The 13,590-nt window shown below is 69.8% G+C and carries 12 protein-coding genes and 1 tRNA gene; 8 read left to right on the forward strand and 5 right to left on the reverse strand.

Features of this window, described 5'->3' with window-relative positions; all coding sequences use genetic code 11:
• Positions 1-115: 115 nt before the first annotated feature.
• On the forward strand, positions 116-826 hold the full coding sequence (locus tag GTY58_RS07225; RefSeq protein ID WP_037646048.1) for a TetR/AcrR family transcriptional regulator: 711 nt from the start codon (positions 116-118) through the stop codon (positions 824-826).
• A gap of 179 nt (positions 827-1,005) precedes the next feature.
• A tRNA-Met gene (locus tag GTY58_RS07230) sits at positions 1,006-1,079 on the forward strand.
• Positions 1,080-1,115: 36 nt separating this feature from the next.
• Here GTY58_RS07230 and GTY58_RS07235 read toward each other — a convergent pair.
• Positions 1,116-1,325 (reverse strand): hypothetical protein, encoded by a 210-nt coding sequence (locus tag GTY58_RS07235; protein ID WP_137865276.1) that lies wholly within the window; start codon positions 1,323-1,325, stop codon positions 1,116-1,118.
• 254 nt (positions 1,326-1,579) lie between these two features.
• On the opposite strand from GTY58_RS07235, the gene GTY58_RS07240 reads away from it, so the two are divergent.
• Complete coding sequence (locus GTY58_RS07240; protein ID WP_010982799.1) at positions 1,580-2,605, forward strand: hypothetical protein; 1,026 nt, start codon at positions 1,580-1,582, stop codon at positions 2,603-2,605.
• 307 nt (positions 2,606-2,912) lie between these two features.
• Here the strand turns inward: GTY58_RS07240 and GTY58_RS07245 are convergent, their stop codons facing one another.
• The gene (locus GTY58_RS07245) at positions 2,913-3,389 is read right to left on the reverse strand and encodes an Rrf2 family transcriptional regulator (RefSeq protein WP_037646246.1); all 477 of its coding nucleotides are present in this window, start codon (positions 3,387-3,389) and stop codon (positions 2,913-2,915) included.
• A 151-nt stretch (positions 3,390-3,540) separates the two neighbouring features.
• Here GTY58_RS07245 and GTY58_RS07250 point away from each other — a divergent pair, with 151 nt between their 5' ends.
• Positions 3,541-4,269 (forward strand): NAD(P)H-binding protein, encoded by a 729-nt coding sequence (locus tag GTY58_RS07250; RefSeq protein WP_010982801.1) that lies wholly within the window; start codon positions 3,541-3,543, stop codon positions 4,267-4,269.
• 163 nt (positions 4,270-4,432) lie between these two features.
• Positions 4,433-5,287 (forward strand): hypothetical protein, encoded by an 855-nt coding sequence (locus GTY58_RS07255; RefSeq protein ID WP_137865275.1) that lies wholly within the window; start codon positions 4,433-4,435, stop codon positions 5,285-5,287.
• On the opposite strand, the gene GTY58_RS07260 is transcribed toward GTY58_RS07255, so the two are convergent.
• Positions 5,284-5,826 (reverse strand): FABP family protein, encoded by a 543-nt coding sequence (locus tag GTY58_RS07260; protein WP_010982803.1) that lies wholly within the window; start codon positions 5,824-5,826, stop codon positions 5,284-5,286. The two genes, GTY58_RS07255 and GTY58_RS07260, sit on opposite strands and share 4 nt — an antisense overlap.
• 428 nt (positions 5,827-6,254) lie before the next feature.
• Between GTY58_RS07260 and GTY58_RS07265 the strand changes: the two genes are divergently transcribed.
• Positions 6,255-8,963, forward strand: coding sequence for a M4 family metallopeptidase (locus GTY58_RS07265; RefSeq protein ID WP_242432194.1), 2,709 nt, complete (start codon positions 6,255-6,257; stop codon positions 8,961-8,963).
• Positions 8,964-9,143: 180 nt separating this feature from the next.
• Here GTY58_RS07265 and GTY58_RS07270 read toward each other — a convergent pair whose 3' ends face one another.
• On the reverse strand, positions 9,144-9,947 hold the full coding sequence (locus tag GTY58_RS07270) for an SDR family NAD(P)-dependent oxidoreductase (RefSeq protein WP_010982805.1): 804 nt from the start codon (positions 9,945-9,947) through the stop codon (positions 9,144-9,146).
• A complete protein-coding gene (locus tag GTY58_RS07275; protein WP_107083081.1) occupies positions 9,944-10,951 on the reverse strand; it encodes an NADP-dependent oxidoreductase in 1,008 nt (335 codons plus the stop codon). Before GTY58_RS07275 ends, GTY58_RS07270 begins: the two co-directional genes overlap by 4 nt.
• A gap of 421 nt (positions 10,952-11,372) precedes the next feature.
• Between GTY58_RS07275 and GTY58_RS07280 the strand changes: the two genes are divergently transcribed.
• Together GTY58_RS07280 and GTY58_RS07285 are read left to right on the forward strand one after the other, a co-directional pair.
• A complete protein-coding gene (locus GTY58_RS07280; RefSeq protein WP_010982807.1) occupies positions 11,373-11,912 on the forward strand; it encodes a DUF485 domain-containing protein in 540 nt (179 codons plus the stop codon).
• Positions 11,909-13,525 carry a cation acetate symporter gene (locus tag GTY58_RS07285; protein WP_010982808.1) on the forward strand — a complete coding sequence of 539 codons (1,617 nt, stop codon included), beginning with the start codon at positions 11,909-11,911 and terminating at the stop codon, positions 13,523-13,525. The genes GTY58_RS07280 and GTY58_RS07285 overlap by 4 nt, the downstream gene beginning before the upstream one ends.
• Positions 13,526-13,590: the final 65 nt, after the last annotated feature.

Raw genomic sequence — 13,590 nt, forward strand, 5'->3', positions numbered from 1 at the left:
TGTAGATACACATGCCGCCTGCCCTTCACGGCACGCGAAAACTATACGCCGTGAAGTATACGGCGTGAAGTAAATGTACGGCACTCACCATCGTGACGCTGTAGAGTCAGCGACTGTGGGAAAGACCAATGGGCGCCGCGAGCGACTGCGAGCCGAAACGACCGCCGAGATCAAGAGGGTCGCGCTCGAACTGATGGCCACAGGCGGGCCCGACGCGATCACGCTGCGGGCCATCGCCCGCGAGATGGGCATGACGGCCAACGCCATCTACGGCTACTTCGCCACCCGCGACGACCTGGTCACCACGCTGATCAACGATGTGTACACCTCGTTGGTCGACACCGTGGACACCGCCTGGGAGACCGCACCCGCCCAGGATCCGGCCGCCCGGATCCAGGCATGGGCGTGCGCCTTCAGAGGCTGGGCCCTGGCCGGCCCCGAGGGCTTCCGGCTCATTTACGGCGACCCCGTACCCGGCTACCGGCCCCCCGCGGGGGGCGCCGCCCCGGACGCCGCCCACCGCGTCTGCAAGGGCATCACCGCACTGGCGGCCGCAGCCTGGCCGCACGCCGAACACCGCTACGCGGACAGCGACTTCTCCTGGTCCGACTTCGACACCGGCCTCCTGGACAAGGTCCGCCCGGCCTTCCCGGAACTGCCTCCGGCGGCGGTGGCCCTCGCGCTGCGCATCTGGAGCCACCTGCACGGCCTGATCTCACTGGAGATCTACGGCCACCTGCAGACCCAGACCCTCAACCCGGACAAACTCTTCCGCGAGGAACTGGCCCAGCTCATCCGCTCCTTGAGCATGACCCCCCAGGGGTAGTGCGAACAGCGCCGCACGCTCCCATGAACACCGTGGACACCCACGCCGATGTGGACAGCGCCGAGGCGGGGAAGACCAGCCCACCGAGGGAATCGGTCCCGCGCGGTGCGCTCTCCCGTCACCGGCGGGCGATCATGGTCTCGGGGCCGGAAAAGTTGACGTAAGGTAGAGCAAGTCGACGCGGGGTGGAGCAGCTCGGTAGCTCGCTGGGCTCATAACCCAGAGGTCGCAGGTTCAAATCCTGTCCCCGCTACTGAAACCTGAGGGGCCAGCACGGTGTGCTGGCCCCTCAGGCATGTCCGGCCCCGGGGCACGCGTCACCACGAGGATCGTGCCGGCCGCGAGGTCCCGGCACGCTCGCGGCGATGACCAGTACGGCCAACAGCGGATCGAGCGTCTCGATGACGACCCCCCACTTCCTGCCGACGATCTCGCTGCCGGCGATCTCCTCGCCGGCGCCGACGCCCTGGCTCGCGGCGGCACACTGCTTCCCTCTCACGCAGTTTCGGATCACCACGTTCTCGTCGCTGCCGTAACCCCGGGGCTTCCGCCTCGGTCTCCCCACTGTCCGGCGCCCTGGCCGTCGCCCGCGCCCACGGCGGCGACGCACGGGCGGCAACCAGAGCGGAGGAAGGGTTGACGGTGCAGCGTCAGGCGCCAGTGGTACAACGCGACACGGACGCCTGATTTCACTCCTATGACGGGTTACTGGGCGAACGCTACTTTTTACCGGAAAGCGAAAGGAGAGACAGTATGAGTGGTTGGACCTTATTCGAACTCTCACCCGGGGGAACTGCCGATCCGGACACCGGAGTTGCCGCGGTGTCCCGCATCCCCGGTCACATGGAAGTCTGGTGGGTGGGCCCCAACGGCTCGGTGGAAGGCGCCTATTGGTACGACGGCCACCCCTGGGCCCGCTATCAGATCGCCCCGAACGGCAGCGCGGGGGGAGCGAGCCGGATCACCGCGGTGTCCCGCATCCCCGGCCACATGGAAATCTGGTGGGTGGGCCCCAACGGCTCGGTGGAAGGCGCCTATTGGTACGACGGCCACCCCTGGGCCCGTTACCAGATCGCCCCGAACGGCAGCGCCCGGCGCCATGGGATCACGGCGGTCTCCCGCATCCCCGGCCACATGGAGCTGTGGTGGATCGGCCCCAACGCCTCGGTGGAAGGCGCCTATTGGTACGAGGGCAGCTCGTGGGCGCGGTACCAGATCGCCCCGAACGACAGCGCCGCGCTGAACGGAGGCATCACGGCGGCGTCCCGGATCCAGGGCAGCATGGAACTGTGGTGGGTGGGCCCCAACGAATCGGTGGAAGGCGCCTACTGGTACGACGGCCACCCCTGGGCCCGCTACCAGATCGCCCCGGCCGGCTCCGCGTCCGCCGTCGGCGGCATCACCGCGGTCTCCCGCATCCCGGGCCACATGGAGGTCTGGTGGGTGAGCCGCAACGAGTCCGTCGAGGGGGCGTACTGGTACGAGGGCAGCCAGTGGGCCCGCTACCAGATCGCCCCGAACGGCAGCGGCTACCGGGGCTCCGACCTCACCGTGGTCTCCCGCGTCCCGGGCCACATGGAGCTGTGGTGGACGGGCACCGACAACTCGGTCCAGGGCGCCTACTGGTACGACGGCCACCCCTGGGCCCGCTACCAGCTGGCCCCCGCCGGCGCCTCGTCCGGCGACGGCATCGCCTCCGTGTCGCGGATCCCCGGCAGCATGGAGGTCTGGTGGCTGACCGGGCGCCAGTCCATCGAGGACGGCTACTGGTACGAGTGACAGCACGGGCGCGCGGCGACCGCCCGTAGCGGCTTCGTGCTCGGCAGACAGGCCCCGACCTGGAGCATGAACGCCTCTCCCCCGGCTCCAAGAGCAGGTCCTGGCCACCAGGAATGGCAGCCAGGACCTGTGGGGCCGGCGCCGCCCGTAGATCCACAGCCTCCGTGACCCCTGCACGTGCGCAATTCCGCCCCGCGGACCCAACGGACAGCTGGAGCGAGGGCCGGATCCGGACGAGGCCGGGGTTCGACGGGATGACGGCGCCCGGGACACGGGGCGCGGCAGGCAGTCGCGCGGTCCGGGGTCCTCAGGCGTCCGGCGCGGACAGCCACGCGCTGATGCCGGCCATCGCGCCGGGGCCGCTGTCCGAGCGGACGTTCTGGACCAGATCGGCGATCGAGACGGCTCGCAACGCCGCTCGCCAGGCCGCGTCCGCCCCGGTCATCGCGCGGGCGATCGCACAGGGTACGGCGCACGACTCGGCCGGTGTGGCCAGTGGACCCCTCTGACGGATCTCCGTGCAGGTGAAGGCCTGGTCGGGACCGTCGACCGCTTCGACCACATCGAGCACCGTGATAGAGGCGGGTTCCCGGGTGAGCACGTAACCGCCCGCCTTGCCCTGCACCGAACGCACGAGCCCGGCGCGAGAGAGCGCCTGCAACTGCTTGGCCAGATAGCTTGCCGAGACGTCGTGCAGCTCCGCCAGCCGGGTCGCGGGGACAGGCTCCTCAACCGATGTGAGCACGACGCAGCAATGCAGGGCCCACTCGACTCCGCCGGACATCTTCACTCGGTCACTCTAACCAGATGCATTGACTCGGACAACACATGTCCACGTATAGTCCCGGACAGAACGTGTCCGAGTTTCGCACATGCGACGCCCGCATGGGATCATGTGCAATATTCCGGACATACCTCTCGTCGAAAGGCATGTCATGAAGTTCGCGGTCATCGGCGGTACCGGGCTGATCGGGTCGCAGGTCGTCAAGAATCTGAACGCCGCCGGGCACGAGGCGGTACCGCACTCGCAGTCCACCGGAATCGACGTCATCAGCGGTCAGGGACTGGACCAGGCGGTGGCGGGGGCCGACGTCATCGTCAACCTGACGAACTCCCCGACCTTCGACGAAGCCTCCCCGGCCTTCTTCCAGACCTCGATGGACAACCTCCTGGCCGCGGGCCGGAAAGCCGGCGTCCGTCACTTCGTCATCCTCTCGATCGTCGGCGTGGACCAGGTGCCGGAGCTGGACTACTACCGGGCCAAGGCGCTCCAGGAGAAAATCCTCGCGGCCGGACCGATCCCCTACTCGATCGTCCGCGCGACGCAGTTCATGGAGTTCATCGACGCGGTCCTGTCCTGGACCGCGGACGGCGACACCGTCCGGCTGCCCGCCACGCCGATCCAGCCGATCGCCGCCAAGGACGTGGCCGACGCGGTGGCCGAAGTCGCCGCGGGCGCCCCGCTGGGGGGCATTCGCAACGTCGCCGGCCCCGAGATCTTCTCCCTGGACGAGCTGGGCCGGATCACCCTGTCCCACAAGTCCGACGGCCGCACCGTCGTCACCGACCCCACCGCCGGCATGTTCGGCGCCGTCAAGGGTGACGTCCTCACCGACAAGGACGCCCACCTCGCCCCCACCCACTACGCCGACTGGCTCTCCTGAACCGCTCGCGCCCTCCCCGGCGCGCGGACCTCACGAGCTGGTGCTCCCCGCAACCGAGCCGGCTGCGGGGAGCGGGATGCGTCCAATGGAGTGGAACAGCGCTAACCGATTCACCTCAGTGGGCAATAAAGGCCGAGACGCTGCCCAGCGACAGGAGAAGCGCATGTCCAGCCGTCGGCCACCACGGAGGGACCCGCGAAGCCATGCGCACGGACCGGCACGACGTTGGTGGCGCCGACACTGGAAAGCCGGTACCGCCGTCCTTTCGGCGCTCTTCGTCGCGACCGCGAGCCCGCTGATCTACGACGCGATCAAGAGCGGGACTTCGGCGATCGTGGAAGGCGACAGGCCGCCCTTCGCATGGACGACACAAGTGGACTCGCCGGAAGATGCCGGGTGCAAGTCCTATGTCTTCGACTCTGACGCGAAGATGTCGGCTCCCTCGCCCAACGAGGACTGGCAGGTTTGGGCAACCCGCCAGGGAGGAACCGCCGCCAATCTGACAACCATCCGGCTCACCCTGCAAGGGCGCTCCGCCAGCAGTGTCGTCCTCCACGGCCTCCGAGTGGACGTGGAATCGAAAAGCAGGCCCAAAGGGTCCGTGTACGACCTCGGCCTCAGCTGCGGCGGGCTGACATCTCGAAATTTCGACATCAATCTCGATGACCCCGAAGTCGCTCCGGCATCGCGCGCCGGCGATGACGGAACTCCTGCTGCGCGTTTCCCCTATCGGATTTCATCCACAGAGCCGGAGGTATTCCTGGTCCACGCTCGTACCGAGAATTGTGATTGCAGGTTTCACCTGAACCTCGACTGGACCAGCGGAGACCGCAAAGGGACCCTGCGAATCGGCGACGGAAAGAATGCCTTTCGCGTCATCGGGACGCAGCGGCTTCGGTGGTTCGAGCTGGACATGGACAAGCAGCAATGGGTGAAACAGCCGGTTGTGGACACCGTTCCAGGAGCCGAACTCGGCCGACTGGTAAAGCGATCGGATGTTCGGAGGGAAGCGGCCTAGCCTCTACGTCGCAGCCGTGCCGAGAGATGGTGCTGCATCGGCTGGCCGACCGCCTCGAGGTCGTGGTGGAACGTGAGCGTGTCGTCGTCGGTCAGGGTGTAGCGGCGGCGGGTGGCGTTGACCTTCTTGGCCGTGGGAGCGAGGGCGACCTCATGGGTCGAGAGGTCGATCGTGTTGCCGGTCGCACGCCCGACCATGATCTCCGCGATGCCGGTCGGCTGGGTGATCAGCGCCTCCACCCGGCCGTCGGGCTGAAGCCGCCACCAGCCGCACTCCCGGGCCGACGGACGCAGCGGTGCGTCATCGGCGTCGAGCAGCCAGGCCCGGGCCTCGTAGCGCAGGAAGGGGCGGCCGTCGTGACTGAAGGTCAGCTCCTGCGCGTACCCGAAGTCCCCGGTGAGCGTCGGGTACCCGCCCTCGCCCCGGCCGTACCAAGAACCCAGGAGGCCGAGCACGGGCTCGAGCAGTGCGTGTGGTGCGGGCGCCTCGTCCGGTCGGTGGCCGTCGGGGTACGGGTGCTCCGGTGCGGGGTCAACCACGGTGCGCGCTCCTGGGGTCGGTGTCGGTGTCGGGTGGAAGCCTAGGCTGTCGGTCCACTCGGAATGCGCGCGAGAACGGTGCGTCGGACAGCGCTGCCGCGTCGAGCCGAGTCGATCAGGCGCGGGCCGTGCGGCCGGCAGGCGCTTCCGGCGCCTCGTCGCGGGGCCGGAAGTCGTCTGTGGAAACCCCCGCCCCATTGATGAGTCGGCGTATCGCCCGTTCCATGGGCCCTGCCCGGCGGTGTTCCGCCGCCGGTACGGATTCCGCAGGGGATGGGGAGACGGTGGGGCAGTCCAGAGCAGACTCGAAGAGACCGACGGGATTATCCAGAGCACGAAGAAGCGGCATTTCCGGTGCGGCGGCGCTTATCGGCGTCGCCGCACTCGTCGTCTCGGCGGTCCCCGCCGACGCGAAGGCGGGGGGACCGGTGCCGCCGCCGAGCCCGGGAGAGCTGATCCCGGGGCAGAAGACGGCGACGCCCGCACTGGTGGAGGGCCTCCGGGAGCAGGCTCCGGCGGCGCGGAACGCCGCGGGCGCGGCGCGCGCGTACCTCGCCGCGAAGCAGGACCGCTACCGGATCGCGGACCCGGGCCGCGACCTGGAGCCCCTGGGGACCGTCACGGCCGACGGCCAGGAGACCGTGCGACTGCGGCAGAGGTACCACGGCATCCCGGTCCTGGGCGGCCAGTACGTCGTACGCATGGAGAAGCAGGACGGCGGACGGGTCGTCACCGGCACCTCGGGCAAGTACTTCACCGGTCTGCGGACCGGCACCACGGCCGAGGTCGACGACGCGCTCGCCGTCGAGCGGGCGGTCGACGCGGTGCTGGCCCGGCTCGGCGCGGAGAAGTTCACCGCGTACGGGGAGGACGACGAGGGCAAGAAGGACGCGACGCCGCTCACCGGCACCTCCCACGGCCTGGTCGTGCTGCCCACCGGCACGGGCGTACTCGCCCGGCACGTCACCGTGCGGGGCGCGGACCCGGCGCGCGGTGAGCCGGTGCTGCGCGAGGTGTACGTCGACGCGCAGGCCGGATATCCGGTGCTCCAGTACAGCGGTATCCGGACGTTCGACGCGCCCGGGACGACCGCCGAGGGGAGCGCGGCGAGCCACCCCGCGCAGGAACCCACCGAACCCGCCCCCGGCGAGACGGGCTCCGGCGTCAAGCTGGACGGCAAACCCGTCGAACTACAGGTCACCCACGACGACACGCGCGCCGCCTACGTCCTGCGCGACCACTCCCGCATCCACAACGACACCGCGGACGTCCTCGCCACCTGGGACGCGCGCGGCAAGTGGGCCTCCGACGTGGTCGGCAACTGGCCCGCCGACCTTCAGGAGTTCGCCTCGCCGACCCCGGCCTTCGGCGCCGAGGCGACCGAGGCGGGGGCGGTGGACGCGCACTGGGCCGCCGGGCAGGTGTACGACTACTACAAGAACAAGCACGGCCGGGACAGCCTCGACGGGCGGGGCATGTCGATCAACTCCCTCGTCGGGACGACCGATTACGGGCAGCCGTATGTCAACGCCTTCTGGGACGGCCAGAAGATGGTGTACGGCAACGGCGACGCCGAATACCGTCCGCTCGCCGCCGGACTGGACGTCGTAGGGCACGAAATGACCCACGGCGTCGTCGACCACTCCGCCGACCTCGTCTACGCGGGCCAGTCCGGCGCCATGAACGAGGCGATCGCGGACTACTTCGGCAACGCCATCGAGACGGATGTGCACGGCATAGCCATGGCCGACCCGGACTCGGGGCTGCTGGGTGAGGCGCTCTGCCGGACCAGGACGCCGCGCGAGTGCGCGGTCCGCGACCTGAACGACGGGCGGACCACCGCCAAGTCCTTCCTCGGTGTGGGGTTCGGCACCGACAACGGCGGTGTCCACCTCAACTCCACGATCTTCTCCGGTGCGTTGTGGGACATCCGCGAGGACGTCGGCCCCACTCTCGCCGACAAGATCGTGTACAAGGCGCTCACGGAGTACCTCACCCCGCTCGACGGCTTCACCCAGGGGCGGGACGCGGTGATCGCCGCCGCCAGGGCTCTGGGGACCGGCGGCAAGGACCTCACGGCCGTCCAGCGGGCCTTCAACGCCCATGGCATCGTGCCCAACTGGGAGCTGGCGCTGGGCGTCGACTCCGACCTGCTGATCGAGCGCGTCAACACCTACGACTCCCAACTGGGCGCGGGCGGCGACTGGTGGACGGCCGCCACGTCCAACGAGGAGGGCTCCGAGGCGTACTCGGTGTGGGCCGGGCGCACGGACGGCACGGGCCAGCTGAAACTGATGAGCCCCAACGACGGCCGCTACCACGTGAATCCGGCCACGGACGGCAAGACCGTGGTGTGGCAGGCGCACGGGACCTCCGGCGTGGACATCCTCGCCCGGCCCCTCGCGGGCGGCCCGGTGAAGACGTTGTGGCACGGCCGGAGTGTGGGCGGCGCGCTGGACGTCGACGGTGACGTGGTGGCCTTCGCGTACAACAACCACGGCGGAAGAGCCGGCGTGGCCTACCTGAGTCTGAAGGACCCGGCGAACGTGGTCACGATCGGTGGGGGCACGTACCACCGGGCGACCTTCCCGTCGCTGAGCCACGGCAAGGTCGTCTACCAGGACCGGCAGCGGGTGAGCGCCGTGTACGAGACCACCACCCGGGTGGTCGATGTGGCGACCGGTGAGGACAAGGTGATCCAGCGGGCCGCCCCGGGGGCGAGCCTCGGCCCGACGGCCGTCACCGGCGATCACGTCTACTGGCTGCTCGACGAGATCGATCAGAACGGCACGACGGCCCTGCGCCGTGCCGGGCTCGACGGCTCGGGCATCACGGACCTCAGCCCGGAGACCGGCCCGGAGTCCCTGAACGTCTTCGATCTGACGGCCTCCGAGGGGGCGGTGACAGTGGACGCCCGGACGCCGGACCCCGCGTTCCGCAACGAGTCGCTGGCCAAGCTCTGGCAGTTCTCAGCGGAGGGCAAGGGCGATGGCGTACGCAAGAGCCGGGTCTCCTGCAACCGGGGTGAGCAGCTGTCGGCCGCCGCGGCATCCGGCACCCAAGTGGTGTGGCTCGACGCGACGACCGGCATCAGCAATGTGGTGACCCGGACCCGGCCGAGCGGTACGTGCGGCTGACGGATTCGGAAGGGGTCGGCGGCTTACCGGACAGGTGTCCGGCAAGCCGCCGAAACAACGCGCGGCCGCACATCGGGGCTACCCCTCGCGTAGCGCGGCACCGGTCCGACCGCACTTGGTGAACGTGCGCCCGGCTCAAACACGCATGCCCGCCGGCCTGATGGCGGCGTCCGCGGGCGCTCAGGTACCGGCGGGCTTGCCCGGGCCGGGGACGTTGCGGAAGCGGAACGGCTCCGGTTCGCGGTCGGCCTGGACGAACCAGCACTCCCCCGTGCCGTCGCCGGTGACGATCCGCAGCACCGTGTCCGCCACGGCCTGAGCCGGGATGACCGGCAGTCCCTGCTCGGCGAGCATGTCACGCAGGTCGTCGATGATCCGTGACTCGGCGTACCCCGGGCAGACCGCGTTGAAGCGCACGTTCTCCGGCGCGAGAGCCTGCCCCAGGGAGCGTGCGAGGCCCACTACCGCATGCTTGTTGGCCGCGTACAGGGGATCGAGCGGTACCGCCGCCAGACCGGCCAGGGACGCGGTCGCCACGATCGACCCTCCGCCGCGGGCTCGCAGCGCCGGCAGCACCGCGTGGGTGCCGAAGACCACACCGTCGAGGTTGGCGCCCATCGCCCGGCGGTAGCGGGCCAGGTCGAAGTCCTCGCCGACGCCGCATCCGGTCGTCACGCCCGCGTTGAGGAACGCGATGTCGACGCCGCCGTACTGCTCCTGGGCGAAGTCCACCAGCGCGCGGTTGGCGTCGAGGTCGGAGACGTCACAGGCGCGGAAGTGGCCGCCGACCAGGTCGGCCACCTCCTTGCCGCCCTGCGGGTCGAGGTCCGCGACGACCACCCGGGCCCCCGCCTTCCCGAGCGCCAGCGCCGTGGCCCGGCCCAGTCCGCCGGCACCGCCGGTGACGATCGCCACCTTGCCCTGGAGCGTGGCGCCGTCCGTCTGTTCTCTCCGCGCGACGGCGGTCCCGCCCTTGACGGTCATGCCAGCTCCAGCACGAGCTTGCCGACGTTCTCGCTGCGGAAGAGCATCTGCAAGGTCTCGGGGAAGTCGTCCACGGTCCCCCTCACCACATGCTCCTTGACCTTGATGTGGCCGGCGCCGATCCAGCCGGAGATCTCCTGCGTGGCCTGCGGGTAGCGCTTGGCGTAGTCGAAGACGACGAGGCCCTCCATGCGGGCGCGGCGCACCAGCAGCGAGAGGTAGTTCGAGGGGCCCTTGACCGGTGTGGCGTTGTTGTACTGACTGATCGCGCCGCAGACCACGACGCGCGCGTGCATCGCCAGCCGGGTCAGGGCGGCGTCGAGGATGTCCCCTCCGACGTTGTCGAAGTAGACGTCGATGCCGTCGGGGGCATGCCCGCGCAGTGCTTTCCTGACATCCTCGGTGCGGTAGTCGATCGCCGCGTCGAATCCCAGCTCGTCGGTGAGCAGGGCGCACTTCTCCGGCCCTCCGGCGATGCCCACGACCCGGCAGCCCTTGGCCTTCGCGATCTGACCCACCATGCTGCCGACCGCGCCGGCCGCCCCCGACACCACGACGGTCTCGCCGTCCTTCAGCGCCCCGACCTCCAGCAGGCCGAAGTAGGCGGTCATGCCGGGCATGCCCAGCGCCCCCAGATACGTCGAGGGCGGGGCGAGGGAGGTGTCGATCTTCATGGCGCCCTTGCCGTCGGAGACCACGTGCTCCTGGACGCCGAACGTGCCGACCACGTGATCACCGGGCTGGAAGTCGGGGTGGTTGGACGCGGTGACCTCGATGACCGACCCGGCGCGCATCACCTCGCCGATGCCCACGGGCGGCAGGTAGGAGGGGCGGTCGTCCAGCCAGCCCCGCATGGCCGGATCCAGGGAGATGACACGCGTCCGGCCCGCGAACCGGCCCGGACCCGGTTCCTCGACGGGCCCGGAACAATGCTCCCAGTCGTCGGGCTTCACCTCACCCACGGGGCGGGCTGCCAGACGGATCTGACGATTGGTCGCAGACATCGTGCCTCCTGTTGTTCGCGCGGTCCCCCGCGACCATACCGACCAGTAGGTACGAAGAGGCCTGTGATGTACACCACATGCCATGGGTGACTCCGCCCTCGACCCCTGAGAGTCACCGCGAGGACGGCCCGGACGGGCACGGGAATCGACGCCGAAGATCCGGCATGACTGCCCGGAAGTCCTCAACCTCCCTTTCCCTCTCGCGGAGTTCACCGACGGCCCCACAGGGCCACCGGCCCGGTCCGCGGCCCGTCGGCCTTCGACCGTCAGGCGATCACCGCCGGCCGGATACCGCATCGAGCCGGAAACGTAACGCACGGCGGGCTTACCAGCCATACTGACCAGTCGGTACCGTGCGCCGCCGTGCCCATTTCTTCCCCGCTCACCTCCACGGATCCGAGCCGCACTGGAAGGCCACGCGATGACACACGCCGACGACAACCGGTACCCGCCAGCAGCACCACCGGGATGGCCGCAGCCGCGGACCGCGCCCCATGAGAACGCCCCTCGGCACGAGCCGTACGGATATGACGCCCCTCGGCACGACTCGTACGGATACGACACCCCTCGCCGCGACTCGTACGGATACGACGCCTCTCCGTACGACCCGTACGGGCAAGCCCCTCGGCACCGGCCGTCCACGCACGAGCCCCATCGGCACCATGCCGACCTCGCCGCCCTCCGCTCGGCCTACCGCGTGCTCCGCCGGGTGTCCACTCTCACCGCGCTCGGCTCCTTCGTGGTGTACGTGGTGCTCTCCTGCTACGCGCCGGACCTGATGGGGTCCAAGATCGCCGGGGAGCTGAGCCTGGGCATGGCCCTGGGGGTCCTCCAGCTCATCGTCACCTTCGCGGCGGTCCTCTGGTACGGACGCAGCGCACAACGTTCCGTGGACCCGCTGGCGCGGGTGGTCAGGGAGCGGGCGGTCCGGCCGGGCCGGGACGCCGAGGTGGCGAGATGAACGACTTCAGCTCCGGGACGCAGGCGACCGTCCTGATCCTGTTCACCGCCCTGGTCACCCTCACGCTGCTGATGTGCGTGATGGCGGGACCGGACCGCGACGACCTGACGAACTTCTACACCGGCTACCTCTCGCTCACCCCGCTCAAGAACGGCCTGGCGATCGCGGGCGACTACATTTCCGCGGCCACGGTGCTGAGCACCACCGGCATCATCGCGCTCGCCGGATACGACGGCGACGTGCTGGCGGTCAGCACCGCCATGTCGCTGGTGCTGCTGATGTTCCTGCTGGCCGAACCCCTGCGCAACGCCGGCAGGTTCACCATGGGAGACGTCCTGGCCCGCAACATGCCCGGGCGGGCCGTCCGTATCGCCTCCTGCGTGGTGACGCTCGCGGCGACCCTCCCCTTCCTGGTCGTCCAGCTCTCCGGGGCCGGGTCGCTGCTCACCTTCATCCTGGGCATCCCGCACCTGTCGGGCGCCAGAACGGTGTGCATCGTCCTCGTCGGCAGCTTGATGATCATTTACGCGGCGATCGGCGGCATGCGCGGCACCGCACTCATCCAGATGATCAAGATCGTGCTTCTGCTGGGCACCAGCGTCGCCCTCGCCGCCCTGGTCCTGAACCGCTTCGACTGGAACCCCGGCGACCTGCTCCGGGCCGCCCAGCGCGGCAGCGGCGCGGGCCCGGCCTTCCTCCAGCAGGGCCTGCAACTGGGCACCTCGGCCGGCAGCCGGCTGGACTTCGTCAGTCTCCAGATCACCGTGGTACTCGGCGTGGCCTGCCTGCCGCACATCACGATGCGCCTGTTCTCCGCGCGGGACGTGCCCGCCGTGCGCCGCTCCATGTCGTGGGCGGTCGGCACGGTCACCACGTTCTGCCTGCTCGTGATCGTCATGGGCACGGGCGCGGCGGCGCTCGTGGGATCGCGGTACATCACCGCGGCCGACCCGCACGGCAGGACGTCCGTGCTCATGCTGTCCCAGGTGCTCGGCGGCGATGCCGACTCCGCGGGGGCGACGATCCTCTACGCGGCCATGGCGGGCACGGTGTTCATCACCCTGCTGTCCTCGGTCGCGGGGATGACCCTGGCCGCGGCCTCGTCACTCGCCCACGACCTGTTCGCCCATGCGGCGCGGCGGGGACAGGCGGCGCCGCGCACGGAGATGACGGTCGCGGCGTGGACGAGCGTGGCTGTGGGAACCGTCGCCATCACGCTCTCCACCCTGGTCCAGCACTGGGACGTCGGCGTACTGACCACGCTGGCGATCTGCATCGGGGCGTCGGCGGTGGCCCCCGCGCTGACGTACTCCCTGTTCTGGCGAGGCTTCACGCGCACCGGCCTGCTCGGGAGCCTCTACGGCGGCGCGGCCTGCGCGCTGGTGCTGATGGTCTTCTCCCAGGCCGTTTCGGGTACGCCGTCCGCCGTGTTCCCGAAGGCCGACTTCGCTCTGTTCCCGATGCAGTCGACCGGCCTGGTCTCCATACCGTTCGGCTACCTGGCGGGCTGGCTGGGCAGCCGTCTCGACCGCCGGCGCCGCGCCGCCGAGAGCCGCGAGAACCAGCGGCTGTACGAGGAGAGCGAGGCACGGCTGCTCGCCGCCGCCGAATGACCGCGTCTTCGGGGGCACGCCACTCCTGGGGGCTTCGGCCCCCAGGGCGGCCGCCCCCGACCGCG

The organism is Streptomyces sp. SID5469, from assembly GCF_009862865.1.
GTDB classification, from domain to species: domain Bacteria; phylum Actinomycetota; class Actinomycetes; order Streptomycetales; family Streptomycetaceae; genus Streptomyces; species Streptomyces avermitilis.

Excerpts from the sequence above, each read along its gene's own strand:
- GTY58_RS07240 (WP_010982799.1), top strand. The coding sequence starts at position 1,580 with ATGAGTGGTTGGACCTTATTCGAACTCTCACCCGGGGGAACTGCCGAT.
- GTY58_RS07245 (WP_037646246.1), bottom strand. The coding sequence starts at position 3,389 with ATGTCCGGCGGAGTCGAGTGGGCCCTGCATTGCTGCGTCGTGCTCACA.
- GTY58_RS07250 (WP_010982801.1), top strand. The coding sequence starts at position 3,541 with ATGAAGTTCGCGGTCATCGGCGGTACCGGGCTGATCGGGTCGCAGGTC.
- GTY58_RS07255 (WP_137865275.1), top strand. The coding sequence starts at position 4,433 with ATGTCCAGCCGTCGGCCACCACGGAGGGACCCGCGAAGCCATGCGCAC.
- GTY58_RS07270 (WP_010982805.1), bottom strand. The coding sequence starts at position 9,947 with ATGACCGTCAAGGGCGGGACCGCCGTCGCGCGGAGAGAACAGACGGAC.
- GTY58_RS07275 (WP_107083081.1), bottom strand. The coding sequence starts at position 10,951 with ATGTCTGCGACCAATCGTCAGATCCGTCTGGCAGCCCGCCCCGTGGGT.
- GTY58_RS07280 (WP_010982807.1), top strand. The coding sequence starts at position 11,373 with ATGACACACGCCGACGACAACCGGTACCCGCCAGCAGCACCACCGGGA.
- GTY58_RS07285 (WP_010982808.1), top strand. The coding sequence starts at position 11,909 with ATGAACGACTTCAGCTCCGGGACGCAGGCGACCGTCCTGATCCTGTTC.